25 protein-coding genes are annotated in these 24,934 nt (G+C 59.4%); 4 read left to right on the forward strand and 21 right to left on the reverse strand.

Going from position 1 to position 24,934, the window contains the following annotated elements:
* Nucleotides 1–142: 142 nt before the first annotated feature.
* Nucleotides 143–1,087, reverse strand: coding sequence for a LysR family transcriptional regulator (locus JQ575_RS35890; protein WP_212037929.1), 945 nt, complete (start codon nucleotides 1,085–1,087; stop codon nucleotides 143–145).
* Nucleotides 1,088–1,357: 270 nt separating this feature from the next.
* Here JQ575_RS35890 and JQ575_RS35895 point away from each other — a divergent pair, with 270 nt between their 5' ends.
* On the forward strand, nucleotides 1,358–1,864 hold the full coding sequence (locus JQ575_RS35895) for a cupin domain-containing protein (RefSeq protein WP_212037930.1): 507 nt from the start codon (nucleotides 1,358–1,360) through the stop codon (nucleotides 1,862–1,864).
* A gap of 238 nt (nucleotides 1,865–2,102) precedes the next feature.
* Here JQ575_RS35895 and JQ575_RS35900 read toward each other — a convergent pair whose 3' ends face one another.
* The 4 genes from JQ575_RS35900 to JQ575_RS35915 all read right to left on the reverse strand — a co-directional run bounded on the left by JQ575_RS35900 (nucleotide 2,103) and on the right by JQ575_RS35915 (nucleotide 6,606).
* Nucleotides 2,103–3,587: an FAD-dependent monooxygenase gene (locus JQ575_RS35900; protein ID WP_212037931.1), complete on the reverse strand. Its 1,485-nt coding sequence runs from the start codon at nucleotides 3,585–3,587 to the stop codon at nucleotides 2,103–2,105.
* Nucleotides 3,588–3,635: 48 nt separating this feature from the next.
* Complete coding sequence (locus tag JQ575_RS35905; protein WP_212037932.1) at nucleotides 3,636–3,956, reverse strand: multidrug efflux SMR transporter; 321 nt, start codon at nucleotides 3,954–3,956, stop codon at nucleotides 3,636–3,638.
* Between the two features lie 187 nt (nucleotides 3,957–4,143).
* Nucleotides 4,144–4,989: an SDR family oxidoreductase gene (locus JQ575_RS35910; protein WP_212037933.1), complete on the reverse strand. Its 846-nt coding sequence runs from the start codon at nucleotides 4,987–4,989 to the stop codon at nucleotides 4,144–4,146.
* A gap of 195 nt (nucleotides 4,990–5,184) precedes the next feature.
* Complete coding sequence (locus JQ575_RS35915; RefSeq protein WP_212037934.1) at nucleotides 5,185–6,606, reverse strand: PLP-dependent aminotransferase family protein; 1,422 nt, start codon at nucleotides 6,604–6,606, stop codon at nucleotides 5,185–5,187.
* Nucleotides 6,607–6,838: 232 nt separating this feature from the next.
* Between JQ575_RS35915 and JQ575_RS35920 the strand changes: the two genes are divergently transcribed.
* Nucleotides 6,839–7,585 carry a short-chain dehydrogenase/reductase gene (locus tag JQ575_RS35920; protein ID WP_212037935.1) on the forward strand — a complete coding sequence of 249 codons (747 nt, stop codon included), beginning with the start codon at nucleotides 6,839–6,841 and terminating at the stop codon, nucleotides 7,583–7,585.
* 269 nt (nucleotides 7,586–7,854) lie between these two features.
* Here the strand turns inward: JQ575_RS35920 and JQ575_RS35925 are convergent, their stop codons facing one another.
* The 11 genes from JQ575_RS35925 to JQ575_RS35975 all read right to left on the reverse strand — a co-directional run bounded on the left by JQ575_RS35925 (nucleotide 7,855) and on the right by JQ575_RS35975 (nucleotide 17,935).
* Entirely contained in the window at nucleotides 7,855–9,084 is a 1,230-nt protein-coding gene (locus JQ575_RS35925; RefSeq protein ID WP_212037936.1) for an MFS transporter, read from the reverse strand.
* A gap of 238 nt (nucleotides 9,085–9,322) precedes the next feature.
* Nucleotides 9,323–9,661, reverse strand: coding sequence for a hypothetical protein (locus JQ575_RS35930; RefSeq protein ID WP_212037937.1), 339 nt, complete (start codon nucleotides 9,659–9,661; stop codon nucleotides 9,323–9,325).
* Nucleotides 9,662–9,829: 168 nt separating this feature from the next.
* Entirely contained in the window at nucleotides 9,830–10,351 is a 522-nt protein-coding gene (locus JQ575_RS35935) for a cupin domain-containing protein (protein WP_212037938.1), read from the reverse strand.
* Nucleotides 10,352–10,469: 118 nt separating this feature from the next.
* Nucleotides 10,470–11,078 (reverse strand): FMN-dependent NADH-azoreductase, encoded by a 609-nt coding sequence (locus JQ575_RS35940; RefSeq protein WP_212037939.1) that lies wholly within the window; start codon nucleotides 11,076–11,078, stop codon nucleotides 10,470–10,472.
* Nucleotides 11,079–11,791: 713 nt separating this feature from the next.
* A complete protein-coding gene (locus JQ575_RS35945) occupies nucleotides 11,792–12,883 on the reverse strand; it encodes an aminotransferase class I/II-fold pyridoxal phosphate-dependent enzyme (protein ID WP_212037940.1) in 1,092 nt (363 codons plus the stop codon).
* Between the two features lie 201 nt (nucleotides 12,884–13,084).
* Entirely contained in the window at nucleotides 13,085–14,077 is a 993-nt protein-coding gene (locus JQ575_RS35950; protein ID WP_212037941.1) for a threonine/serine dehydratase, read from the reverse strand.
* A gap of 13 nt (nucleotides 14,078–14,090) precedes the next feature.
* Complete coding sequence (locus tag JQ575_RS35955; protein ID WP_212037970.1) at nucleotides 14,091–14,819, reverse strand: amino acid ABC transporter ATP-binding protein; 729 nt, start codon at nucleotides 14,817–14,819, stop codon at nucleotides 14,091–14,093.
* Between the two features lie 95 nt (nucleotides 14,820–14,914).
* On the reverse strand, nucleotides 14,915–15,574 hold the full coding sequence (locus JQ575_RS35960) for an amino acid ABC transporter permease (RefSeq protein ID WP_212037942.1): 660 nt from the start codon (nucleotides 15,572–15,574) through the stop codon (nucleotides 14,915–14,917).
* Nucleotides 15,571–16,290: an amino acid ABC transporter permease gene (locus JQ575_RS35965; RefSeq protein ID WP_212037943.1), complete on the reverse strand. Its 720-nt coding sequence runs from the start codon at nucleotides 16,288–16,290 to the stop codon at nucleotides 15,571–15,573. The genes JQ575_RS35960 and JQ575_RS35965 overlap by 4 nt, the downstream gene beginning before the upstream one ends.
* 26 nt (nucleotides 16,291–16,316) lie before the next feature.
* A complete protein-coding gene (locus tag JQ575_RS35970) occupies nucleotides 16,317–17,177 on the reverse strand; it encodes an amino acid ABC transporter substrate-binding protein (protein ID WP_212037944.1) in 861 nt (286 codons plus the stop codon).
* 29 nt (nucleotides 17,178–17,206) lie between these two features.
* Complete coding sequence (locus tag JQ575_RS35975) at nucleotides 17,207–17,935, reverse strand: HAD-IA family hydrolase (RefSeq protein ID WP_212037945.1); 729 nt, start codon at nucleotides 17,933–17,935, stop codon at nucleotides 17,207–17,209.
* A 237-nt stretch (nucleotides 17,936–18,172) separates the two neighbouring features.
* On the opposite strand from JQ575_RS35975, the gene JQ575_RS35980 reads away from it, so the two are divergent.
* Nucleotides 18,173–18,787: a GntR family transcriptional regulator gene (locus JQ575_RS35980; RefSeq protein WP_312016079.1), complete on the forward strand. Its 615-nt coding sequence runs from the start codon at nucleotides 18,173–18,175 to the stop codon at nucleotides 18,785–18,787.
* A 48-nt stretch (nucleotides 18,788–18,835) separates the two neighbouring features.
* Here JQ575_RS35980 and JQ575_RS35985 read toward each other — a convergent pair whose 3' ends face one another.
* Entirely contained in the window at nucleotides 18,836–19,150 is a 315-nt protein-coding gene (locus JQ575_RS35985; RefSeq protein WP_212037946.1) for a multidrug efflux SMR transporter, read from the reverse strand.
* A 278-nt stretch (nucleotides 19,151–19,428) separates the two neighbouring features.
* On the reverse strand, nucleotides 19,429–19,731 hold the full coding sequence (locus tag JQ575_RS35990; RefSeq protein WP_212037947.1) for a hypothetical protein: 303 nt from the start codon (nucleotides 19,729–19,731) through the stop codon (nucleotides 19,429–19,431).
* A gap of 385 nt (nucleotides 19,732–20,116) precedes the next feature.
* On the opposite strand from JQ575_RS35990, the gene JQ575_RS35995 reads away from it, so the two are divergent.
* Complete coding sequence (locus tag JQ575_RS35995) at nucleotides 20,117–20,758, forward strand: HD domain-containing protein (RefSeq protein ID WP_212037948.1); 642 nt, start codon at nucleotides 20,117–20,119, stop codon at nucleotides 20,756–20,758.
* Between the two features lie 591 nt (nucleotides 20,759–21,349).
* Here JQ575_RS35995 and JQ575_RS36000 read toward each other — a convergent pair.
* The 3 genes from JQ575_RS36000 to JQ575_RS36010 form a co-directional block, all read right to left on the reverse strand.
* Entirely contained in the window at nucleotides 21,350–21,910 is a 561-nt protein-coding gene (locus JQ575_RS36000; RefSeq protein ID WP_212037949.1) for a hypothetical protein, read from the reverse strand.
* Nucleotides 21,911–21,922: 12 nt separating this feature from the next.
* A complete protein-coding gene (locus JQ575_RS36005) occupies nucleotides 21,923–23,185 on the reverse strand; it encodes an acetamidase/formamidase family protein (protein WP_212037950.1) in 1,263 nt (420 codons plus the stop codon).
* An 82-nt stretch (nucleotides 23,186–23,267) separates the two neighbouring features.
* On the reverse strand, nucleotides 23,268–24,671 hold the full coding sequence (locus tag JQ575_RS36010) for an aldehyde dehydrogenase family protein (RefSeq protein ID WP_212037951.1): 1,404 nt from the start codon (nucleotides 24,669–24,671) through the stop codon (nucleotides 23,268–23,270).
* Nucleotides 24,672–24,934: the final 263 nt, after the last annotated feature.

Genomic DNA, 24,934 nt, shown 5'->3' on the forward strand with positions numbered 1-24,934 from the left:
CGCTTGAGCGCAGAGAGGCCCGCGTGCGTTGTCTCTTCGATCTATCCAGAACGATTAGTTCGCCGACTTCTTCAACAAAATCCGCCAGAAGCGGACATACCCTCCACGTCGGCTTTTGACCCAAAGCCGACGTGCGCCGGACTCAAGTAGCGGGCTCGCTCGGCTTCGGTAAAGGGGGCGCCCGTTTAATGAGGGCGCTCCCGGGAAACGCGCGCTTGGCATGCGCCAGTAACTCGTCCACGAATAGCTTTGCATATGAGGGTAATCCGCGTCGTGGATTCCAGCAGACTCCTACCCAGCGTCCGACGGATGTGCCGCGGTGGACGATAGGGACCGCACGCAAGGTATCACGAACGACTGACGTGGACGGCACGACCGCAATCCCATGACCCACAGCAGCCAATTCGGTGAGCGTGTGTGCGGTGGTGCTTTCCACCAGCACCGGCGGTTTCACCTGTGCGCTCTCGCACTCGGCGTCAAACCAGGCGCGCGAGCCGTAACCGCGTTGCAGCAACAGCAGGGGATGCTTCGTCAGCTCGCTCACTTCGATGACTTTGCAACGCGCGAGTGGATGCGTCTTCAGCATCACTGCCAAGGCGTGAACAGGAGCCAGCAGCCGATAGGACGCTCCGCCACCGCCCAACGGCATGATCGTCAGATGGACCTCACCCCGTTCAAGACGGGTTCGCTGCTGTGAGTCGCCTCCCTCAATCAGTTGCACGTCAACGCCGGGATGATCGCGCCGCTGACCGGGCAGAAAGGGAGCGATTAGATTGGCGATGATTTGAGGAGTCGCGCCGACCTTGAGCGTCCCGGTCTGTCCGCTGCGCAAGGCTTGCGCGTGTTCGGTCAGGAGCTCGGAAAGGGTCAGCAGTTGCCGGCTACGCTGCAACAGGTCTTCTCCGTGTGACGTCAGCCGAAGGCCGCGGCCGATGTGTTCAAACAGAGCGACACCGAGTTCGGCTTCCAGTGCCTGGATCTGACGTGAGGCTGCGGGCTGACTGAGATTCAAACGCGTGCAGGCGCGGCCCAGCCCTCCCATTTCGGCGGTCATCACGAACGTGCGCAGTGAGCGAAGGTTTATCATTGTTGCGCTTTCTGCATGATAATTCAGCCGATATTTGCATTCGACACAACTGAATTCTGCGGCACATGATGTGCCCATTGGCAAACGAACGGAGTTGAACCATGGGGCTCTGCGAAGAAGCTCTCCGGCGTCGCTATCGCGGTTGTGGCGCTCGCGTTGTCGGCTAGACCTGTTCGGGCACCGGCCACCCAACCGGACGAGAAACTGGGAAAGCTTGAGCTTTCCGACCTCCTGCGATCCCACCTCTGACCTCCATCGAAAGGCAAGATCATGCGCAAGACAGCGTTATTGTCGGCAATCGCCCTGTTCCTCGTGGCAACCACAGCTTGGCTGTCGGCGCAGGAGTCGTTCGTGCGCGCGCCACTGCAGAAGAGCGAGTATCCAGCGGGTTACGAGACCCACATCATGCTCGTCACCAGTGCGCCGGGTGCGCTCTTGCCTCGCCATTCGCATCCGGGCGTCGAAATGAGCTACATCGTCGAGGGAGAGCTCACTGTCACGGATAGAAGGCAAGGCAGACCTTGTCGTGAAGGCGGGGTCATCCTTCTCGGTTCCTCCGGGCGTGGCCCACAGCGCAAAGAACACCGCCTTGATCCCGACCAAGGTGCTCGCGACTTTTGTTATAGAGAGAGGCAAGCCGGTCGCATCGCCAGTACCTTGATCGTGGCAGCCGATAGAGAGATGGAGGACTGCACCGGCGTCGACGGGGAGATAGTCGGGCGCTGGTCATCGTTTCAAAACACGCATCCAACGCCGCTGGCGGAGCAGACGACCTAACGATGACCGCTTTTGGCACTTAGCAGACGTGGGCAAACCAGCGAATGTCCGCTCTGCGCCAAGACCGGTCGGCCGCGAGCTGCCTTTTGAACCCGCCAGAAAAGGTTTGTGCTAACTACAAGCGTGGTAAACGTCGATGATGCGTGTGTCGTCGCATATTGATTGCACGGCGCGGTCCTGTTGTCCCTCGGGCAGAGGCGTAACCGTCGTGATCCTTGAACACGGCCAGCGCAGACAATCAGGCGGCGAACTCGATGCCGCCTGCGTTGCCTACGGTGCGTACGTGGGCGACGTAGCCGTCCGGACGGACAAGCATTGAAGCGAAGTTGCCGAGCAGGCCGTCGTTGGCGCCAGGTGCCAGGCTGACGAGGTTGATTGCGTCCCTGACGGGCGTTGCGTCGCTCTCCGTAGCGACTACTTGCAACAGGACCCAGCGACCTTCTTGGAGATAGCGGTAGAGCGTCGTTCGCGAGCCGTCCCTCAAAACAAGATCGCCGTCGGAAAGACGATGTCCGCTCACACCTTTCAAATGGTCCCAATTGTGCTCCGCCTGAAAGAGCGGTTCTGGATAGGCGACACCAAAGCCGGAGAGTTGGTCCGCGAGTTGGCGGTTGACCTCCGGCACACGAAGAAAGCCGCTGAGCATACGCCGCAGAGCCAATGCCGGAGGATCAAACGCGGAAAACAGCGCGAATTGCGCAAGCGTGTCGTTCTGAAGCGCCTCGCCGATCGGTCTACGTTCCGACTGATAGCTGTCGAGTATCTCATCAGACGCGGTACCGTGTATAACACTCGCCAGTTTCCAGCCGAGATTCATGGCGTCCTGGATGCCGACGTTCATGCCCTGACCGCCCATCGGCGGGTTAATGTGAGCGGCATCGCCAGCTAGGAAAATCCGCCCTTTCCGATAGCACTCGGCGAGACGCGATTCATCTGTGAAGCGCGATATCCAAACAGGATCGCGAGGGAGGAGGTCCCTGCCGAAAATGCGGGCCGCGCAAGCCGCGACCTCGGCGAGCGATACTGGCGCGGACGGTGCCAAATAAGGTGACGATGCGTCGATGACGCCAATTCTGTGATGAACGCCATCGCCACGTGGCGCGAGAACCAAACCACCAGCCTCGTTGACGAGGGTCAGGACCGGTTTCTCTGGTGGCGCATCAAGCGCGACGTCTGCCAATGTCATTGCATGCCGTGCCGGATGACCGACAAAATCGATGGTTAAGGCTTGCCTTACCATACTGCGAGCGCCATCGGCGCCAGCGGCGTAGTGAGCGGCAAAACCGAATGGTGTCTCGCCGTTCCGGCCCCCTACGATGACGCTGTCGGCATTCTGCTCAACCTGCTCCACAAGGTGGCCACGCCTGATGTCCACACCCAACTCCAGTGCACGCTCCTCGATGAGCCTTTCAGTCGTCGCCTGCGGCAGGAACAGCGTGAAAGGAAAGCGCGATTCCAGTGTCGAGAAATCAAGCAATGTATCCAACCCTCCGAAGAAAAACCCAGGGTTCGGACGACCTTGTGAGAGGAAGCGTTCCGCGATCCCACGCAGGGCGAACACCTCCAGGGTTCGACCGTGGAGCGTCAATGCGCGGGATTGGGTGACGCGTTCGGTCCGCCGTTCCAGAACGAGGACTTTCACTTTTGCCAGCGCCAGCTCACACGCAAGCCACAGTCCCACCGGTCCGCCGCCAATTACGATGACGTCAAATTCATTGCTCATGATCACCTCACCACATAACTTACGATGTTAGACAACCGGCCATTATCCTCAGTTTCCCGAGACTAGCCTGAGCCCGATGACGCCTCCCAGAATGAGAACAATGCAGAAAACCCTCAGCGGCGCAGCGGAGTCGCCCAGAACTGCGATTCCCAGTATCGCGGTGCCCGCCGCGCCGATACCGGTCCAGACCGCGTAACCAGTCCCGAGGGGCAGCGTACGGAGCGAGAGTGAAAGTAGAACAACACTCGACAAGCCAGTGACGACTGTAAGCAGTCCAGGTATCAATCGCGTGAAGCCTTGAGACCACTTCATGCAGAACGCGAATGCGATTTCGAGAAAGCCAGCGAGACTAAGTAGTGTCCATGCCATGTGCGCAGATCCATTTTGTTGCTTCGCCAGCCGTTACGGCTAGCGCAAGGTTTGGTGGGAGCTTTAAGCGGCACGCAATCGGGAACGCAGCTTTCAAAATCCGCCGCATTTCAACGAAAGGCTTACGCGCGTGATCCTGCGTCAGCGCGGTCGGCATTGAGCCTCCTGCATTTTCCATAGGGCACCATTAGGCGTTGCTGCTCGGACGAGGCAGGAAGAAGCCGCGCATCAGCGCGATGAACTCCTGCTCCGAGGATTCACGTCGAGCCGTCAGAAGGGCTCGGATATCGTCGTTCGGCATATACCGGAGCTGGTCTGTCCCGTCAGTCGCGGCTGCGAAGATCGCTTCCGCTACCCTCTTGATAGCGTCGGAATCGGAGTTGGTAGCAATAGCTCCATAGATTTGGGCGGCGTGCGCCATGAACACGTTGTAGTCGTCGGGTATAGGAAGCCCGCCCGTTTCCGCCTTGGATCGAGTCATGAAACCTGTACCCGGCGCGCCACCCGGCTCGATGAGCTTCACCGCGATGCCGAGATCTGCCAACTCGTAAGCCAGCGATTCTGAAAAGCCTTCGAGCGCGAATTTCGATGCGCAGTATATCGATGCCATAGGGGCTCCGAACACACCCGCGCCCGAGCTGATATTGATGATCGTGCCAGAGCGGTTGGTACGGAAATGCGGAAGGATAGAGCGGATCACATCCATCGCGCCGAAGACGTTGACGTCAAATTGTTTCTGAATGGCGTCGCGCGACGAGGGCTCAAAGGGGCTGAACAGGCCGTAGCCGGCGTTGTTGACCACTGCGTCGATGCGCCCGAAATGTCTGATCGCCTGAGTGATCGCTTTATCGATGCTATCCCGGTCCTGTACGTCGAGTCGAACGACAAGGATATTTTTCAAATCGGTCAGCTTCCTGCCGTGGTCGGGGTTGCGCATGGTGGCAATAACATTCCATCCGCGCAAGGCGAACAGTTTCGCCGCCGCTTCGCCATAGCCGGACGAACATCCGGTAATCAGGACCGCGCCTGTCATTTCAGCTTCCTCTGTTGATGACCATCACATCGGCGACGTGGGAGGCATCCATTGCGCTCGGCCTTCGCCACAGTCTTACTCAAGATCACAAGCGCAAGATCGTCACGAAGAGGCGTGCCTGGGAGGTCCATGATCCGTCTTAAGTACTAGGCCATGATCCTGCCAGGTCAGCTAAAAAGCTGGCTATTGCCACCGTCATATCAGCCCCAAGATACGCCTTCCGAAGATCTCGGCGGTGCGCTGAGAATCAATATTCGTGAAATTGAGAAGCAGAGCCGAGGCTCCATCACTACCCATCGTCCAATCCGTTAATGCTTCCCCGTACAGACCCTCCTCCCGCATGCGCGCAACAAGCCGGCGATCTGAGCGTCGGCCTTGCAGCCGCAAGATCAAGTGCATTCCTCCCGGCTGTGAATCAATTCGCATGTGTTTCCCCAGCACGCTGTCCAGACCTGCTGCAGTCGCTTTCCGGCGCTCAGCGTAGAGTTTCCGCATCCGCTGAATATGGCGCGCGAAGTGCCCTTCCCTGATGAAGGCAGTAACGAGTGCTTGCGTAAGCTCGGGACTGCCGCCTGCAAGGGCTTGAGTGATCTGCTCGAACCGCTCGACGAGGGTTTCCGGCACGACCAGATATGCAAGCCGAATGCTCGGTAAAAGCACTTTGCTGAAGGTGCCGGCATAGAGCACGCGCCCACCGCAATCGAGGCTCTTCAACGCAGGCAGAGGGCGACTGACATACCGGTACTCGCCGTCGTAATCGTCCTCAATGATCCATGCGTTGTTTCGCGCGGCCCAGTCTAACAGCGCCAGGCGGCGGGCCAGGGATAACGACACGCACAGCGGACTCTGATGGGCAGGCGTGACCACAGCTGCTCGCGCCCGCGGCGCCAGCTTAATTCCCTCGGAAACGCTGATGCCCTCCCGATCAACCGGCACAGGAACGGCTGCAATATTCATGTGTCCCAGGAGTTCTCGCGTCGGCGGATATCCAGGGTTTTCAAGCCAAACGCGATCTCCCGCCTTCAACAATGCATGACCGATCAACTCGATGGTATGGCGATATCCCGACGTGACGAATATCTGAGATGGGGAGCAGTAGATCCCGCGTGAAACCTGGAGATATGCGGCGATCTCGGCACGCAGTGCTGGCAAGCCGTATACAGAAGGATGCACCATGTCCGATGGTTGCATCGCACGCACACACCGCGCTCCGAGGCGCGCCCAGATCTTTCGGGGAAACATATCAAGTGCGGGCAAACCCATTTGGAACGGCAGAATCGAATCTGGACGAAAACTGGCCGCAGCAATGCTGCTTCTGGATTGCGTCGTCGGGATTGCAACAGGCGCTTGCGGCTTGAGGCCTGGCGTCACGATGGTCCCTGCCTGGCCGCGGGCTTGAATGTACCCCTCGGCAGCCAACAAGGAGTAAGCCGCTTCAATCGTGCCTCTCGCCAAACCCAATTCCCTGGTCAACGCTCGTGCCGAGGGAATACGGTCACCTGGCTTCAACAATCCGCTCGCAATAGCGCCACGAAACCGATCGTAGATCTGGCGATAAAACGGTTCGGCCGCGGTTGAATCCAACGGCGAAATCCTGCTGGCCTTTGCGACGGTCATGGTCTAGTCCACTCTGCCGGTGAGCCGAAAGTGACTATACCATAAGGTCCCAGAGCGGCAGTCACTTTTGATCAACCGTTTGTGTGTGCTCCAACGCCGAGCGGCTGAAGAGTCACCGCAGCAATCATGGACCAGTTGCAAATTCCATTCATGGACCCTGGATGTCGGTCATGAGGTTTGTAGATGATTGCTCATGGAGACGTCGAAAGTATCAAGGCGCGGCAGGCTGATCATGAATTTGAATCTGAGTGGCAAGAGAGTACTGGTGACGGGCGGCTCAAAAGGCATCGGGATGGGCATTGCCAGGGCGTTCGCCGCCGAGGGCGCGGACCTGATCCTTGTCTCGCGCGACATCGACGAGAACGAGGCAAGTAAGAAGGTCGGTCGCCCGATCACGGCCGTCAATCTCGACCTTTCGCAGCAAGGTGCGGCGGAGCAACTGGGTGGGCGTTTTCCCGACATCGACATCTTGGTCAACAACGCTGGCGCGGTTCCCAGCGGGTCGCTGTTCGACGTCGACGAAGCACGGTGGCGCGCTGCGTGGGACCTGAAGGTGTTCGGCTACATCAACATGTGCCGCACCTTTTACCCGCTGATGGTCGGACGCGGCGGCGGGACGATCGTCAACATCGCCGGCATCGGCGCGATAGTCAAAAGCCCGGCGGCGATCTGTATCGCGGCCGGCAATGCGGCCATCATCGTCCTGAGCCAAACGCTGGGCAGCGGGAGCCACAGGGACAACATTCGCGTGGTCGCGGTGAACCCCGGCCCCGTCGCGACCGAGCGGCTCAAGGCGGCTGCCAGCGTCCAGGGTACTCAGAAGTTTAATGCGGACGCGTTGCTGCCCTGGGCACGCCCTGCAAGCGTGGAGGAAATCGGCGCCACCGTCGCATTCCTCGCCTCTCCAATGTCGTCCTACACCAGCGGTTCAGTGGTCACTGTCGACGGCGGGCTGTCCGCGTCCGCCCAGGGCCTCTAACGCGTTTCGCCCGCTATCCCGATCCCGCGTCGTCGCTGTCCGAGGGCGCGCGTCGCATCTCGGCGATGGCGCCGCAAGCAAAATCCAGATACCGACCTACTCGCGGGAGATGCTAGTTGCTCCGTATTGGAACCCGGGCTTGCTCGGTGGCTGGCGCAGCGAATATGCCGCCACCGCCTTGAATTGATGGGTTGCCTACCTCTTCAGCGAGATTCAAACGAACGTCCGGTTGCGCCAGAAGCGGCCCTACGGCAAACGGTGCTATTCGACTAAAGAACGGATCTGTACGCGACCGTGTGGTGGGGCTTTCGTCCGACCAGCACACCGATGATAAGTACATTGAGAATGTTGGCGCCGATGCCGACGGCAAACGCGGGCGCATAATTTCCGAGATGATCATAGAGCAGGCCGGCGAGCCAGCTGCCGGCGGCCATGCCTCCGCCGCTGAACAGCAATAGCGTCGGGATTCTCCAGGAGGCTTCCGATGCCGGAAAAAGTTCACGCACCGCCAGGACATAGGCCGGGATGATGCCGGAAAAGCCGAGCCCGAAAGCGGCAGCCACCGTGAAGAGGCCGGCTTCGTTCTGTGTCAACAGAAAGGCCGTCATCGATGCGGCCTGCCAGGCTGATCCGATCAGTACGGTGGCGAGCCCGCCGATACGATCGGAGATCACGCCCCAGATCTGCCGGCTCAGGAACGCGGTGCCGAGCAACACGGACAGCATCAGGGCGCCCATCGATCGACTGATCCCGAGATCGCTGCAAAAGGCGACCAGGTGGCCCTGCGGCATCGCCATGGGAATGCAGCACAGTATGGCGGCGCAGCACATCAACACGAAAACGGCATTGGGCGGCCAGCCGAGGACGCGCGCCTTGTTTGAACTGGCGCCGGACGCCGCCGCCGGTAGAACCAATTCGGGTGGCGTCCGGAAGTAAATTGCGGCCAGCGGAGCGACGACAACGATCTCGGCGAGCGCATACCACAGCATCGCCTGCCGCCAGCCGTAGCTGGCAATCACCTGCTCGAATATCGGCGGCCAGAACGCTCCGGCGACATAGGTGCCGCTCGAGATCAGCGCCAGCGCCGAACCGCGCCGGCGGTCGAACCAGCGGCTGACGTAAATGTACAAGGGAGCGTTGATGCCGCCCAATCCGATCAGCCCGATAAACAGTCCGTGGCCGATCCACAGCGGCCATGGCGGCCCAAGGGTCGAGATGGTGAGGCCAAGGCCGATCATCAGCGAGCCAAAGATCACCGTCGAGCGTGTGCCAATCCGCTCGGCAATTCGCGACATCAGGATGCCGCCGATTCCGGAGCCGAGCCACGCCAGTGCGCCGGCGAGCGCCGGAACGGAACGCGATCCGCCGACTTCGCTGGCGATGTCCTTGAGCGCCACCGCGGTGATCCAGCCCGCGCCGAACGACATCCCAAGGATCGCCAGCGCTACCGAGGCGACGGCCCAGGAGGTTTTGCTCTCAACGGAAGCTGATGGAAGCATCAGGAGGGAAATCCGGTTGGCGAATCCTTTTACAGGCCGCATAAGAATTCACCACCCATGTCCACGTGGGATCGGCTCTACAATGTTGCATTGCAGTCATGCCTGCGCGGGCGGAAAGCGACAGCATGCCAACTCATTATGACGGTCTTTGGCAGAAGTATTGAAACGCGTTCTTGAAGGCGCCCCGCCTCGACGTCAGAGATCTCGCCCCCAACGGTGGCGGCGAACGAGAAGCCGTTCAGCCATTCATTTTCGCGGAGGCGGTGGTCAGCGCCGCGTCATCCGCCTGTGCCGCGCCGTTGCGGATGCCGAGTTCGCTGCCACCATAGGCAAGCAAACGTGTTGGCGCCTGCGAGCACGGCTTCGGCATAAGCCGGCAGATCGAACCTGGCGAACTGAGCCCGCCGCGCAGGAGGTGAGAACCGACGCCGCCGGCCCACGACGTGACAAAACAAAGGCCGCCTTCGACGCGCGGGGAGAATGTGTTGGGGTTGAACTCTGCGCGCAACCGATTGGCACCGGCCGGGGTACCGACACGGTGGTGGTGAATCCTGCCAGCCGTCAGCGAACGCCGCACTGATGTAGCCCCCCCACATTGTGCCGCACAAAGGCGTCGGTCTGGAACAGGTTGAAGCGGCGACTGCCGCCGTTGGCGAGCTGACGTTGGTGCCGCCGCCGGCGAGCGCATCCGCCAGCTATAGAGCGAGGTCGGCTTCACGAGGTCCGTACCTTGAATCTTAACGACCTAGAGTGGGTATTGTGGCATCACTGCGCGTATCTCATCCGCAGTCAGGAAACGTAGTCCATACTGCTCAAACATCTTGATGGTCTCCGTGAGATCCGCATTCGCATAGGTCGCAGTATCGGCATCAGAGGGCACCTCCATCTTCAATGCCGGAACGTCCATCTTGCCGACTGCTTCAAAGAAACCGCCAGGAGTGATGAAGCATATCCAGTGGCCCTCATCAGAGGTAATAGAGAACGCATGAGGTTTTCCGCGAGGAAGAAACATGTATTCTCCGGCGGTCAGTTTGAAGACTTCGCTCTCGACGTACACACACATCTCACCCGACAGGATATAGAACAGCTCATCTTCTCGAGAATGCACATGTGGTGGCGGTTCGGTGCCTCGTCTCATCTTGATGACACTGACGTCAAACTCTCGGTTATTATCGGAAGCGCCCGCCATCTTGCTAGTAAGAATACCCTTGTACCACGTCGAGTTGGCTAACGCAGGCGATCTCTTGTAAGCTTTCGGTGTGTTCAAGTGTTGTCCTTCCGTTTATGTAGCTTGGCCGCCCAAGGAGCGTGCCAGTTCTTGAGTTGGAACGTGCGTTTATGAGCCAGCCCTAACTGACTTCGCAGCCGGCGCTCCGACATCTCAGCTAGACGGCGCGAAGCGAAGCCGTGGCCTGCAAGGCGCTTTCGATCGATTTTTCGCGATTCTCCGGACCTATACGGGTGCCTTCGGCAATGATGAATTCGGGGTTGGCGATACCCATGTAGCCGAATATCCAACGCAGATAGGATACGAGATGCTCGCCAGGAGCGTTCGGTGTGCCGCTGCCGTATTGAAGGCCGCGTGACACCGCGATGATCACGCGCTTGTTAGCTGCAAGACCTTCGAGACCCTTTTCGCCGTATTGGAATGTCTTGCCGACGACGAGGATGCGGTCGATCCAGGCCTTGAGTTGGCTTGCGATGGTGAAATTGTACATTGCCGCACCTATTACGACGACGTCGGAGCCGAGAAATTCATTCAATACGGTTTGCCCGACGGCGAGATCCTGCGTGGTCGCCGCGTCGGGCTCGACGCCCTGTGCTGCAGCGAGATGAGAACTTGATAAGTGCCCCAGTGGCTTGGTGGCAAGGTCGCGATAGGTGATCTCGAGGCCCGGCGTCACCGTCTTCAGGCGCTCAACGATGGCGGCGGACAGCTGCCGGCTGACCGAATGCGATCCGAGCAGGCTGGAATCGAGATGGAGCAGTTTCATTGGCGTCATCCTTGTCAGGTCGCAACGAGATCGTGTGCCGGGGATCTACAAATCGGCCAACACATGATCGCCAAGTCACTATCAATCTCATGACTTCATCATAGGTCCATGAATGGAAATTCCCACTGGGTCATGATTGCGCTCGACCCGTCGCTACAGTCCTGCCGCCCGCTCCCAACATAATGCGTACCGCGCTCGATCACGCGTTCGCGACAGCAACGCTCTCGCCGAACGTCATGCTGGAAGCGGACGTTGTAGCAAACATCATTGTGGCGGTGCGGGTTGACGTTTACAGCTCGCCGCTTCCGAAGGGCGAATCTTTCCGACATGTCAGGCGACGATCTCGGCGAGCTCGAGGCGATCGAGCCGTCAGTTTATCTGACATGCTCGATGATCTTGTTCGGACATTTTTTCTTAGCCAACGCAACGGAGGCGGTGCGCGATTACCCAGTTCGCCGAGACCACCACCAAACGCAGGTGCCAGACGTCGAATGGATCGACGTCACGCGAGCCGAATCGCGGAACACTACCCGCACTCGCTGTAGTATTTTCCCGGCTAAGTGCCTTCGTTTAATTCAGACGCGAACTACTCGTTAAGCGACGTAGGGCGTCTAACAGGGGAACCGCCAAGACATCCTAGAGGGTTCTCCCGGATATCTTTCGGTGACGTATTTGACCACGACCACCAAGAAGGGTAGCTCTGCGGCTCTCGGTCATGCCGCTCGTTCCGGAAGGCCGTGACGCCGCGCTAGTCTGTCGAGAACCCCAACCATTCGGTCGAGCGCGAGCGCCCACTCCGCTTCGTCGCGCGCATAGCACATGCGGAAATGCCCGCCGGAAGAGGGTCCAAATTGATAACCAGGGCTCACCAGCACGCCAGCCTCGCACAATAGCGCCTCGGCGATGATGGGACTGGAAAGACCGAGTGCGGAAACATCCGGCCAGACATAGGCGGTGCCAGCTTGCGGCTGCAGCTTCAGCCATGGCAGGCGACGAAGACTTTCAACCGTTAACTTCCTGAGCGCGGTGAATTCCTTCAACCGCTGAGCAAGCCAGTCTCGGTCATCCCGCAACCAAGGTAGCAGAACGTGCTGGGCGTAAGCGGGCGCGCGTAACGCCATGATCGACAGGACGTTTTCCACGCGGCTGATGATTTCCGGCGATGCTACGACGACCCCCAACCGGTAACCGCTCAGCGATTCTGTCTTGCTGGGTCCGAGCAACGTCACGGTGCGGGCGAACATTTCGGGTTCAGCGGCGAGGTGCGGAAAGGTTTGCCCGTCATGAAGGAGCCGGGCATAGAGCTCGTCGACGAGAACGGTGATGTCATAAGTATTCGCAAGCCGGGCGATCCGCGCAATGACTTCGGCCGAGAACACCGCTCCGGTTGGATTGTTCGGGTGCGAGAAAACCAGATGGCGCGCGCCTTTGCGCTTGAACTCCATCTCCAACACATCGAAATCCGGGCACGGTCCGTCCGCCGTGAAGCGCAGTGGGACATGCCCGATATCGGCGCCCAAGAAGCGCAGGATGCGCGCACTGAACAGATAATCTGGGTCGATCAGGGCGACGCGATCGCCCTCCTCGACCAGGGAAGCCAGGCTCGCAAACAGACCTGCCTGGGTGCCTGGCGTCAGGATCAGATGTTGTTGAGAGTCTAGCGGTAGATCGAGAAAGCCCCCGACGGAACCGGCAAGCACGCTGAGCACTTCGCGGTTGCCGCGATAGCCGGTATAGGCCAGCGCACCGTCATGGGCGGCACGGGCGAACTGCTCGGCTGCCCATGGCGGCGGCGGAAAACGCACGGTGTCGAAATGCGTAGTGTCGAGAAAATCGGGCGGCGCCTTTGCGAGCAGCGCGATGTCCGCGCGCCTAGCGCTGGTTCCGGCAATCGGAACGCGCTCGGGCAGTTCGAGACGCTGTAAGCGCGCCGGGGCCTGCGTGGATTGCGAAAAGCGAGACTGTGACATTTCCATCCTTACTTTTAAGGGTTGTGAGTATGAGACTCAGGCCGCGACACGGTCGCCGGCGGATTGCAGCGCCCGCATGAACAGGCCGGTATCGACGTTGCCGCCGGACGCGACCACGACGGCAGAGCGGCCGCGCAGCGCCTCAGGGTTTGCCAGTAGCGCGGCGAGGCCGATGGCGCCGCCCGGCTCCACCACCACCCGCAGTTCCTCATAGACAAACCGCATCGCCTCCAGCACCTGCCGATCATCGGCGACCAGCACACGGGCCAATCGCTCTCGATTGATCGCGAAAGGAAGAACCGCTGGCGTCGGCGCCAGCAATGCGTCGCAGATCGAGCCGTCGAGCCGCAGGTTTTTCTCGCGTTGTCCGGACGCGAGAGAGCGCTTCGTATCATCGAAGGCGAGCGGCTCGGCAGCCCAGACCTCCGCTTTTGAGCGGAACGCCTCGACCGCAAGGCAAGTGCCTGCGGCAAGACCGCCGCCACCGCAGGGCACCAGCACGACGTCCACATTGGCTCCCGACAACGCCTGCAGCGCTTCGCCAGCCACGGTGCCCTGTCCGGCAATCACGAAGGGATCGTCGCCGGGCGGGATGATCGCCACCGGGTTTGCATCGGCGATACGCGCGGCAATTTCTTCGCGGCGCGCGGCGCGCCGGTCATAAAGCACTACCTGCGCCCCTTGCGCCCGCGCCTTTGCGATCTTCACCGAAGGTGCGTCATACGGCATGACGATGGTCGAGGGTATGCCGAGCATCCGTCCGACGGTCGCGACCGCCTGTCCGTGATTCCCGGTCGAATAGGCGACCACGCCTCCCGGATAGGCCTGGCGGTCCAGCCTCGACAGGCAATTATAGGCGCCGCGAAACTTAAACGCGCCGCAGCGCTGCAGATTTTCGCATTTGAAGAAGACCTTACCGCCCACGCGGGCATCGAGTTCGTCTGAACGAAGCAACGGCGTGCGAATGGCGATGCCCAGACGTTCGTGCGCGTCGAGAACGTCTGCCGGTTCGGGGCGTCTCAAATTCATAATCGGCTCTCTTTCATTGCGAGAGAATGCGGGAGAGGAAGAGCTTTGCGCGCTCCGCCCGCGGCTCATCAAAGAACTGCTGCGTCGACGCGGTTTCGACGATCGCCCCCTTATCCATGAAGACCACCCGATCAGCGGCCTTGCGCGCAAACCCCATTTCATGAGTAACGACGATCATGGTCATGCCGTCCCGCGCCAATTCGAGCATGACGGCAAGCACCTCCCCGATCATTTCCGGATCGAGCGCGGAAGTCGGTTCGTCGAACAGCATCGCCACCGGATCCATCGCGAGCGCCCGCGCGATTGCGACGCGTTGCTGCTGCCCGCCGGAAAGCTGGGCGGGATAAGCGCCCTCCTTGTCCGGAAGACCAACCCGAGCGAGAAGCGCGCGCGCCTTGGCTTGCGCCTCCACCTTGCTACGCTTCAGAACATGAACCTGTGCGAGGCAGATGTTCTGCAACACGGTGAGATGCGGGTACAGTTCGAAATGCTGGAACACCATGCCGATGCGCGCCCGCAAACTCGTCATGTCGGAAGCACGGTCGCCGACCGCGACCCCATCGACCGCCAGCGCTCCGCGATCGAACCGCTCGAGGCCATTTACGCATTTGATCAGGGTGCTCTTCCCGGAGCCTGATGGTCCGCAAATCACCACGACCTCGCCGCGCTCCACAACGAGATCGCAGCCCTTGAGTACCTCGATTGGTCCGTAACTCTTGTAGAGCTTCGATATCTCGACCATCGGTTTGCGACCTTGGGAAATCGGAACGACGCGAGCCGAGGCTGGCATTTCAACAATTTCTGCGGGCGTGCGAGAGGCTTGAATGTGCGCTTTGGTCATGCAGGCCTCCATCGTGCGCTCAGCCGGCTTGCGGATGCCGCGCCGATTGAGCAAATGACGAAATAGACAAGAGCGGCGAACAGGTAGGTTTCGATCAACCGGTTATCGCGGTTGGCGACAATGCTCGCGGAAGTCATGAAGTCGCGCAGCGAAATCACGTAGACGAGCGAGGTATCCTGAAACAGCACCACCGCCTGCGTGATCATCAGCGGCAGCATATTGCGTAGCGCCTGCGGCAGAACAACAAGCCGCAGCGTCTGGAAATAGCCGAGGCCGCAGGCATAGGCTGCCTGCCACTGGCCAGGCCTGATGCTTTGGAGACCGGCCCGAAATATCTCCGAATAGTAGGCGGCCTCGAATAACACGAAGGCGATGACGACCGATTGCAGCGCGCTTACGGATCGGCCGAGCGCCAGCGGCACCAGAAAGTAGAACCAGAAGATCACGAGCACGAGCGGAATGGCCCGGAAGCCGTTGACGTAGCCGGCAGCAAGGATGGATAGCGCCTTCCAGCGCGACAGGCGTATCACGGCGAGCCCGAGCCCGAGTATGACGCCACCAAGCATCGCGACAGCAGTCAGAAAGAAGCTGAGAGCAAGGCCTTCGAGCAGGAATGGCAACGCACGTTGAATGACGCCGAAATCAAGGCCCGTCATGACGCGGCTCCCATGGTATCCGGCAAGGCTACCCGTCGTTCCAACGTGCGCATGAAGAAGGTCACCAGGAGTGCGATCACGAGATAGACGATCGTTGCGGCGGTGAAGGCCTCAAATCCCTGAAACGTGAAACTCTCGATTTGCCGGCTTTGCGCGGTCAGTTCGAAGACCCCGATTGTCAGCGCCAGCGCCGAATTCTTGAAAACGGTGAGAAAATCCGACGTCAGCGGCGGCAGCACGATCCGGAAGGCCTGCGGCAACAGGACCAGCCGATAAGTTTGCGCTGGGCTCATGCCGCTGGCGACTGCGGCCATCCGCTGGCCGCTAGACACCGCCGTGATGCCAGATCCGACCTGAACCGCGACGCGGGCAGAGGTGAACAGGCCGAGCGCCAGCATCGATGTCCATAACTCTGGAAACGGCAGATCGCGCTTCAGCCAAAAGCCCCATCTGCTGGGCAGCAATTCGGGGACGACAAAAAACCACAGAAAGAGCTGAAGCAGCAGGGGAATATTGCGAAACATATCGACATAGGTTGCAGCCAGCATCCGTGGAATACGATGGGGTAATGTTCCGACGACGCCAACCAGGGTGCCTGCGATCAAGGCCAGGATCCATGCCGAGATCGAGATTACGAGCGTCAATTCCAGGCCGGAGGCAAGCCAGCCAAGGTAAGGCGGTTGGATCAGGATCGACCAGTTCCAGGAATAGTTCATGGCATGCGCTCCGATGAGCAAGGCTGCTATTCTGGTGTGGCCCCAAGCTTGAAGGCGGCGGCTAGATCCGGCGCCAGTTCCACCGAAAGCGGCGTGAACCATTTTGCATACAGCGCCTGCATCTCGCCCGAACGGATCAACCGCGCGATCGTCGCGTTGACGGTGCTGAGGAACACGGTGCTGTTCTTCTGCACCATCAGACCATAGGGATCGAACGACAGCGGGCGGCCAACCACTTCGTAGTCGGACGGATTGGGCGCGGATTTGCGCAGGCCAAACAGCAAAATGTCGTCGGTGGAAAAGGCATCGGCGCGCCCGGTGGACAACGCGAGGAAGCCTTCCGAATTGTCGCGCACCGGCACGATCTTCACTTTCAGCTTCTTCTCTTCGATCAACCTCTTGATCAGCCGTTCCGGCGTAGTGTTGATCGGCAATGCAATCGCCTTGCCGTCGAGATCCTCTACCTCCTGAAGGCCGGAACTTGTTTTCACCAGAAGGCGCGTGGCGGAGATGAAATGCGCGGCGCTGAAGTCGGCCTGCGACTGCCGGGATATCGTGTTGACGGTCGAACCGCATTCGATATCGACCGTGCCATTTGCGACAAGGGCAATCCGGTTCTGCGGATTGACTGCGACGAAGTTGACCGCGAGATCGGGCAGTTCGAGTTTCTGCTTCACGGCGTCGACGACCCTTGTGCAGATGTCGAGTGCATATCCGACGGGCTTGCGTTCATCGTTGAGGAACGAGAACGGAATGGAGGCTTCGCGGTAACCGATCGAAATCTGCTTTTTCTGCTTGATGCGATCGAGGATGGCGTCGCTGGATTGGGCTTGAGCAGCGATATTCGCCGCGAGCAGGCCCGCTGCCGTCAACAATATCTTGCGCATGATTTGTCTCCGAAGAGTTTATGGTGTGATCAGGCGACCGCCCGACCGTTCGCCGTGATGGCGGTGACAAGTTCCTGAAGACTTGAAACGGTCAGGTCCGGCTTCGCTTCGGCGGCGCCGTCACCAGAGAGGCCGAGCAGCCGGCCTGGACGATTGATCCAGACGCATTTCAAACCCAATCGATTGGCGGGGGTGATGTCTGCCCGCAGGCTCTGTCCGACGTGGAGAATGCGTTCGCGGGGAATACCGATTGCTGCGAGATCTGCGATGCCGGCCTCAAAGTGCGGCATGTCCGGCTTGTAAGCCCCGACGCGTTCAGCCGTCACGATGACATCGAAGCGAAAGCCGAGTGCGCGGCATGAACTTTCGAGCGACGCATTGTCGATGTTGCTCAACGCCCCGACCCGGGCTTGCGCCTGCAGAGCCTTCAGGCCGACATGACTGTCGGGATAGGCCGGCCATTGATGCGGCGTGGCAGCAAAGGCCTCACGCTCCCGCGAATCAACAGCTACGCCGAAGGCAGACGAAATACGATCGAAACAGCGGCGCAGCACGTCGGGATAAAGGTGCGCGGGACGCTCCTTCTGGATCTCTGCTCGCGCCAAGTCGAACGCCATGAGCAGATCCTGCGCGCGCGGAGAAATGGAGTTTCGGTCCGCCCAATCGCGCAGGAAGCCGATAATGGCGGGCTCCCAATCGATCAAGGTTCCGTAAACGTCGAAGGTCACTGCGTCGAAATCAGAGAGGCTCAGCGTCATGTTTTCCTCAAATCCACGATTGCTATATTAGCGATAATCGCTTATCGCTAGTGTGTCAATGATACCTTGATATCGGTTCCGCCAACCGCGCTGTCGTGCTGTTCGGCGGGAGGCCATAAGATCGGGAACGGCGCGCCGAGAATCAGTGCGCCCGACTGCCAGAGGAAAACCGTGCTGCGATCACCATCGAAACCAGCCTCAAACGAAGCCGTCGAAAGCCGATCCGCATCGGCGGTCGTGACCGCCGCGCTCCGCGAAGGGATCCTTCACGGCACCCTGCCGGGAGGCGAGCGCCTGCGGCAGGACGCGATCGCTACCCGTTTCGGTGTCAGTCAAATGATCGTGCGGGAGGCGTTCAGGCAGTTGGTCACCGAGGGCTTCCTGAGGGCAGAGCCACGCCGTGGCGTCAGCGTCGCCCATTTGACGGCTGACGAGGCCGAAGAAATGACCGAGCTGCGCAGCCTGATCGAAGCCAAAGCGCTTGCATGGGCCATTCCGCAGATGTCGAAATCCGATCTGGAGACGGCAGCGCGCATCCTTTCCGAGCTCGACAAGGCCAAATCGACCGACCGCATCATTGCGTTGAACGCTCGTTTCCACGAAACGCTCTACGCCCCTGCCCGCAAGGACCGGACGCTGGCAATGATTGCCAATCTGCGATTGAACTTCGAACGCTATCTGCGGTTCACATGGCAGGAAACGCACCACCTCGATCAATCGCAGAGGGAGCACCGGCAGATTCTGGACTTGTGCACCGCGCGCGATGTCGAGGGGGCATGCAAGCTGCTAAACCAGCATATTCTGGGGACCGGAAATCTACTGGTCGAACGGCTGCAATCGCATCGGCTATAAAAAGCCGGGATCACGAGCATTCGATGTCAACATCGTGCGGTCTCCGTATCAGGAGACCAGCCTAAGTCCGATCACGCCTGCCAAAATGAGACCGATGCAGAGTATCCTCGTCGGCGCTACTGGGTCGCCCAGCAACACCATTCCCAGAATCGCGGTCCCCGCGGCACCGATACCGGTCCAAACCGCATAGCCAGTTCCCAACGGCAAAGTGCGGAGCGAGAGGGAAAGAAGAAAAACGCTCGACAGACCGGCTACGGCCGTAAACAGCCCAGGCATCAATCGCGTAAAGCCGTCAGACCACTTCATGCAGAGGGCGAAGGCGATTTCGAGAATGCCTGCGATGCCAAGTAGAGCCCATGCCATACGACAGATCCGTTGGTTTGCCCGACATTACGGCCAGGCGCGATCTGTGATGAACGTAAGACGACCACCGTCATCTATCTTTCAAATGCCCACTCGTATTGCAAAATCGAACGCAAAGAGCCGCTCAAAACACCATCAATGCTCAGTCATCGAAGCAGGTTCGTCGTCGTGAGATTGAGAATAGCATAAGCGCGGCCACCAAAAGTGCGACCGAACGCACGAGCAGCGCCAAGTGAAAATGCAATGGGCAGAACCGCCACGCGGTCCATCTTATCCGGTCACTGCCAGAGGTCACTAGAAGCAACACGATTGAGATCAGCCAATCGTCGGTCCGCGTTAGCTCGCAGATCGAGACTTGTTAGTAGCTTCAAGAGGCGATCATAGGCTTGGTCTGCCACCGCAACTGGTAAAGGTTCTTCGTCAAACTCCTCGACATAGTTATCAAGGAGCCGGTTCAGCAAACCGGACAAAGCTTTCTGCTCCGGTTCATCCTTGCACAGCTCTGCAAGCCTGAGCTGGAACGTTCGGAACGTGTGCAACCCGTGGTGCTGGCCCGAAAGCCACCTGAGCAATTCATCCATTTTTGGCCTCTCCAAGTACGATTGAAGAAGCTAGTGACGTATGTAGCCGACAAGGAGAGCCAATACTACAAGCGTGCTCGACCGCAAAGTCCTCCGGCGAAAGTGAAAACGTCGTGCCCCCACGAAAGATTTTCTCCGCTGGATTTGTCATTCTGACTTTCGTTGAACCACTGAAGGACCTTGAGCTTCCCACGATGACTTGATCGGGCTCGTATTGTTTCCCCCGGACAACCGAGCCCCGGGGCCGTCCCATTCCCTGTCCCTCGGACGGCCCCCTTTTTTCGATTCACGGTCCCATGGGAATCCGCGAGTCTTCCGTCCGGTTCTCCATCTTCCATGTAACCCAAAACTGCTCATTGCAGGCTTGACAAAAGCGAGCTTCGAAATGTCCCAAATCATCGCTGGAATTCCAGTGCCTGGCAGCGCCATCGTCAACGCCGCCACCGAGCTCGTCCGAGATACCGAGGACGACTTGCTCTACAATCATAGCCGGCGGGTGTTTTTCTGGGCCGCATTGACCGGCGAGCGGCGCGGCCTGAAATACGACCCCGAACTGCTTTACATGGGCGCAATGTTCCATGACATGGGTTTGACCGAGCGCTATTCAAGCACCGATCAGCGCTTCGAGGTCGACGGCGCCAACACCGCGCGCGATTTCCTCAAATCCTATGGCGTGCCCGAGCGCGATATCGAAGACGTGTGGATCGCAATCGCGCTCCACACCACACCGGGCATTCCTCAGCATATGCGCCCCACCATTGCACTGGTGACAGCCGGCGTTGAGATGGACGTGCTCGGCATCGCATACGACGATTTTTCCCAGGAACATCGCCATCAGGTCTGCGCATGTCATCCGCGCGAGGCGAATTTCAAAGAAAACATAATCGATCACTTCGCCAACGGTATCATACGAAAGCCCTTGACGACCTTCGGAAACGTCAAGGCAGACGTGCTTTCCCTCAAAGATCCGACATACAGAAGGATGAATTTTTGCAGCATCATTCTTGGATCACAATGGCCCAATTAGATGGGCCAGAAGGGCGATGACGATGTCTGCTCAGCAAAGGAATGTCGATAAGCATCCACCCTGCGCAACGCAGCGCGCGGCCTCCAACAGCAAGCAGGTTTCCGCGGAGGACTATTGGCTCGACGTTGCGCTACAAGACAGCTTTCCGTGTAGCGATCCCAATTCGTCGATGCGGTCCGATTAGGTCGCTACGCCCTTCTCGATAGCCAGGTTTGACGGCCCTCCGTCACCACAGCACGACCACCTTTGCCGCAAGTGCCTTGATCCGATCCGACCTCGGCGGCTGCTCGATATTCACGGCACGACGCGCTCCTGACTTTTTGCAAGCATGCTGCCCGCGATAAGCGCGCAGCACATGGCCACCATCACGATACCCAGATCACCATGCGCCGCTTCATGGCATCCCTTCGCCATTCCACGAGTCCGGTGTTTTCAACATGCGGCACCACTCCAACCTGTCTTGGTAAGACGCCCAAAGTGTTCCTGCGGTTCGATCTGTTCTGGTTCTAGCCTCAGCTACGGCGTCCGGAATGTCCGACAGAAATTTGGATAGCCGAAGGTTTGCGCCAGGTTGCCATCATGGCTATGTCATCAATCAATGGGCAACTCTTGGCCGGCGAAAAAGGCGTACGATCCTTGGTGGGCCGGGACAATTCCATCAGGGGCGCCGGCCGGTGCAGGCAACGCATCTTTGTGCGCAGCGAGTGTCTGAGCCAGGAGGTAGGCGTGGCCGGTCAAAAAATCGGGCCGGCACACCAGGACATGGGTCCCGAATGACGCAATCAGCCGCAACGGCACGTTGCGGATGTCGTCGAACGGCGGTTTGGCAAGAAAGAGAGCCTCGGCGCTCTCCGCCGTCATGATTGCGACGTCCTGTTGCTTCGTCCCAATGAGCACACCAACGCGTCGGGTGTCCACTGCGCGGGCCAGCTGGGCGCGCGAGGTCGGCAGAGAACGGGCCAGCACATCGGCCACCGCCCCCGCGAAGGCACTGGCGATTTCATCGTCGCGCTGGCCAACGATCAGAAGTCGGTATCGCCGATAGATCGGCCACAAGCCGTCCGGCTCCAAATCGGCGACAGCCGGCTTTTGCCCAGCGAGCACAAACGCAGCCACGCTCGCGCCAAACTTCAGAAGGTTACGTCGCTTCATTGTTGCCTCTTTCTATTCCTGCTTGAAAACGTCGCGATTAAGGATCGCGGTAACACCCACGTTCGGCACATTAACAACTTGTGAGATGTTGAGATCGACGGCCACACTGACCAACACGTAGGCCTGTTCGCGGGTTAGCCCCTTCGTCTTGACCAGAAAATCGATCATGTTGAGCGTGGCGTTTCGAGCTGCGAGGGTAAGATCTTCGGAGAGGTTGGCGAGCGGCGCAATTTTTTGACCGCCAAGGTAGGTCGAATACAGCGGCACCTCGCCTTCGGGCTTGAGCGGAAGTCCTGTGACCGCGTAAAAACTCGACGGGGCGAGTTTCTTGAGCTGCGAGCCGCCTTCGAAGTGCATGGTCGAAATGAGTGGAGCCCCGCCCGGGATCACCCTGGCCTGAAGCGTCACCTTGGCGCCCATCTCGATCGTCGTGCCGGCCACCTCGCCGCCGCCCATGGCGTAATGCACGTCACCGGCGAAGAGCCCGCACCCATCAATGAAGCAGGGCAACAACACCGTAGTACCGACGACGGTCTCCTTGGCATCGACGTTGCCTCCATTCTCGCGCGGCGGAACGGTCCGCACACATTCGTCCTTCGCTGTGCCATCGACGCCACAGAGGTCCAACGGCAGGGCATCGACTGGCTGGGGCGTCAGCACTGCACCACCCGCATCAGCCAACGCTTGTTCGCGCTTCAGCCACTTCTCGAGTTCTGGCTTGTCCGGGAGCACACCAATGGTGCCCATGAAGGCGTTGTTGGGAACCGCAATTCCAGGCATGTCCTTGGAACGAGCTTCAAGCCGGTTCAGCTCCCAGTGGACGATGTAAGGATCCGGAAACACATCTCGCAGGAACCCAAATCCCGGCACGATCGTCGTAGAACCAAACTCGTCAGGCGCGATGTCCACCACAGTTATCGCGATGGCGTCGCCGCGTTTCGCTCCTTCGATGTAGACCGGTCCAGTCAGTGGATGACAGAGATTCAGATTGATCGCCGCCACATCCGCCGATGTCGAATTGAAGTCGAGTTCCGAATCCAGACCATCGCGTGTCTCGAGTATAAATTTCTGACCGGGATTCACCCGGGCGACTGGCTTGACCGCGTGATGAATTCGATTGAAGCAATTTGGATCGTCTTTGCAGTGCTTACCTGATTTTGCCACGATCACCGGCGCTGGGCCCTTGACGTCGCTGGTATCGGCTAACGCGATGTGCCCGCTCCCGACAAGGTACACGGCAACCACTGGCAGAGTTCGAACAAATTTGGATTTCATTTGGATTTCTTCCTTCAGTTTTACGACGCGATGCCAGTCGCAAAATGACTCGCACGATCGACTACGTCTCGCGTGCCGAACCCTACTTCGCTATGGTGATGATCTTGATCTGGGTGAACTCTTCGAGCCCTTCAGGACCCAGTTGGGTGCCGATACCCGATTGCTTGGCGGCACCAAAAGAAACATCGGGCGACACGTCAAGAAACGTATTGATCCAGACAATGCCGGAATCAATCCTGGCTGCGACGCGGAACGCCCGATCGAGATCCTTTGCCCATACCGTTCCACCGAGCCCATATTCCGAGTCGTTGGCACGCGCGATCGCGTCGTCGACGTCGGAATAGCGCAGCACCGGAACAACAGGGCCAAACTGTTCCTCCCTCACCAGCCGTGCATCGTCGGGGATATCCCGGACAATCGTTGGCCGGATGAAGTAGCCCTTGCGGTTGAGCACCTCGCCCCCCGCCACGATCTTGCCGTTCCGCCTTGCATCCTCGAGAAAGCCCTTAACCTTCTCGAACTGCGCCTTGTTCTGCAGCGGACCCATCTGCGTCCCCTGCTTCAGCCCATCATCGACCACTGACTCGCGCGCCAGGCGTCCCAGTTCATCGCAAATCTGGTCGTACTGCGAATCGTGCACGTAGATCCGCTTGGCCCCAAGGCAGATCTGTCCGGCGTTCATCATGGCGGCGCCGAACACCTTGGGGGCCACCTCGATCGGATCGACGTCATCGAGCACAATCGCTGCATCGTTACCGCCCAGTTCCAAGGTAAGCCGCTTTAACGTGCCAGTCACACTGCCCATCACCTTCTTGCCGGTCGCGGTCGAGCCAGTGAAGGTGACCTTGGCCACGTCAACGTGGCTCGAGAGCGCATCACCCAGATCATTTTGGTCGACGATGACGTTAAACACGCCGGCGGGCAGGATCTCGCGGCAGACCTCCCCGAACAGCAGCGTCGTTAGCGGTGTCGTTGGCGCCGGTTTCGCGACCAGGGTGTCGCCGGCCAGCAGCGCCGGCGCAACCTTGATGACGAGAAGGAGCATCGGGAAATTCCACGGCACTATCGCCGCAACCACGCCAAGCGGAGTGTGCTGCCGTACGATTTTCCTCGTAGCGTCGTCCTTCAAGACTTCGAACGGCAGGTCGAGCGTTGCGTGGTAACGAATAATACCGACGGTAAAGCCGATCTCCCAGTGCGCCTCAGAAAGCGGCTTACCTTGCTCTTGAGTCAACAACTGCGCGAACTCATCCTTTCTTGCTTCGAGCGCGTCGGCCAACCTGACCAACAGCGCACCACGCTCGCGAACCGGCTTGGCCGACCAGGCGGGGAACGCTGTCTTGGCGGTCGCGACCGCTTCGTCAAGCTGCGCACGATCGGCGCGCGGGGCCTCCGCCAGCACTTCCTCGGTCGCGGGATTGATGACATCAAGCCTTGCGGCGCCCGACACCAGTTTGCCGTCGATAAGTAGCTTGAATTCTCTCATGGCTCTCTCCTTGCTGCACCAGGATCAAGCAGCCGCGCAACATGGTCGGCGTGGCTGCCATGCGGGCTCGCGAGAGCCCGTTATCCTCGCACCCTGATGACAGCAAATTCGAGACCGCTCTATCAGACCTAGGTGTCGCCGATACCTTGGGATCGGTTTGCGCGAACCAATTCAGCGCCGCTAATCCGTACAGGTGAGGCCAACCGGCAAGAGCGCTATCTGCGAAGATGCTCGATGCTGCCGGCGCTCCGACACCAAAGGAC

This window comes from Bradyrhizobium sp. JYMT SZCCT0428, from assembly GCF_018131075.1.
Lineage (GTDB): Bacteria > Pseudomonadota > Alphaproteobacteria > Rhizobiales > Xanthobacteraceae > Bradyrhizobium.

What these genes read in the sequence shown, in the direction of transcription:
- JQ575_RS35890 (WP_212037929.1), bottom strand. Translation starts at nt 1,087, where the DNA reads ATGATAAACCTTCGCTCACTGCGCACGTTCGTGATGACCGCCGAAATG.
- JQ575_RS35895 (WP_212037930.1), top strand. Translation starts at nt 1,358, where the DNA reads ATGCGCAAGACAGCGTTATTGTCGGCAATCGCCCTGTTCCTCGTGGCA.
- JQ575_RS35900 (WP_212037931.1), bottom strand. Translation starts at nt 3,587, where the DNA reads ATGAGCAATGAATTTGACGTCATCGTAATTGGCGGCGGACCGGTGGGA.
- JQ575_RS35905 (WP_212037932.1), bottom strand. Translation starts at nt 3,956, where the DNA reads ATGGCATGGACACTACTTAGTCTCGCTGGCTTTCTCGAAATCGCATTC.
- JQ575_RS35910 (WP_212037933.1), bottom strand. Translation starts at nt 4,989, where the DNA reads ATGACAGGCGCGGTCCTGATTACCGGATGTTCGTCCGGCTATGGCGAA.
- JQ575_RS35915 (WP_212037934.1), bottom strand. Translation starts at nt 6,606, where the DNA reads ATGACCGTCGCAAAGGCCAGCAGGATTTCGCCGTTGGATTCAACCGCG.
- JQ575_RS35920 (WP_212037935.1), top strand. Translation starts at nt 6,839, where the DNA reads ATGAATTTGAATCTGAGTGGCAAGAGAGTACTGGTGACGGGCGGCTCA.
- JQ575_RS35925 (WP_212037936.1), bottom strand. Translation starts at nt 9,084, where the DNA reads ATGCTTCCATCAGCTTCCGTTGAGAGCAAAACCTCCTGGGCCGTCGCC.
- JQ575_RS35940 (WP_212037939.1), bottom strand. Translation starts at nt 11,078, where the DNA reads ATGAAACTGCTCCATCTCGATTCCAGCCTGCTCGGATCGCATTCGGTC.
- JQ575_RS35950 (WP_212037941.1), bottom strand. Translation starts at nt 14,077, where the DNA reads ATGAATTTGAGACGCCCCGAACCGGCAGACGTTCTCGACGCGCACGAA.
- JQ575_RS35955 (WP_212037970.1), bottom strand. Translation starts at nt 14,819, where the DNA reads ATGGTCGAGATATCGAAGCTCTACAAGAGTTACGGACCAATCGAGGTA.
- JQ575_RS35960 (WP_212037942.1), bottom strand. Translation starts at nt 15,574, where the DNA reads ATGACGGGCCTTGATTTCGGCGTCATTCAACGTGCGTTGCCATTCCTG.
- JQ575_RS35965 (WP_212037943.1), bottom strand. Translation starts at nt 16,290, where the DNA reads ATGAACTATTCCTGGAACTGGTCGATCCTGATCCAACCGCCTTACCTT.
- JQ575_RS35970 (WP_212037944.1), bottom strand. Translation starts at nt 17,177, where the DNA reads ATGCGCAAGATATTGTTGACGGCAGCGGGCCTGCTCGCGGCGAATATC.
- JQ575_RS35975 (WP_212037945.1), bottom strand. Translation starts at nt 17,935, where the DNA reads ATGACGCTGAGCCTCTCTGATTTCGACGCAGTGACCTTCGACGTTTAC.
- JQ575_RS35985 (WP_212037946.1), bottom strand. Translation starts at nt 19,150, where the DNA reads ATGGCATGGGCTCTACTTGGCATCGCAGGCATTCTCGAAATCGCCTTC.
- JQ575_RS35990 (WP_212037947.1), bottom strand. Translation starts at nt 19,731, where the DNA reads ATGGATGAATTGCTCAGGTGGCTTTCGGGCCAGCACCACGGGTTGCAC.
- JQ575_RS35995 (WP_212037948.1), top strand. Translation starts at nt 20,117, where the DNA reads ATGTCCCAAATCATCGCTGGAATTCCAGTGCCTGGCAGCGCCATCGTC.
- JQ575_RS36000 (WP_212037949.1), bottom strand. Translation starts at nt 21,910, where the DNA reads ATGAAGCGACGTAACCTTCTGAAGTTTGGCGCGAGCGTGGCTGCGTTT.
- JQ575_RS36005 (WP_212037950.1), bottom strand. Translation starts at nt 23,185, where the DNA reads ATGAAATCCAAATTTGTTCGAACTCTGCCAGTGGTTGCCGTGTACCTT.
- JQ575_RS36010 (WP_212037951.1), bottom strand. Translation starts at nt 24,671, where the DNA reads ATGAGAGAATTCAAGCTACTTATCGACGGCAAACTGGTGTCGGGCGCC.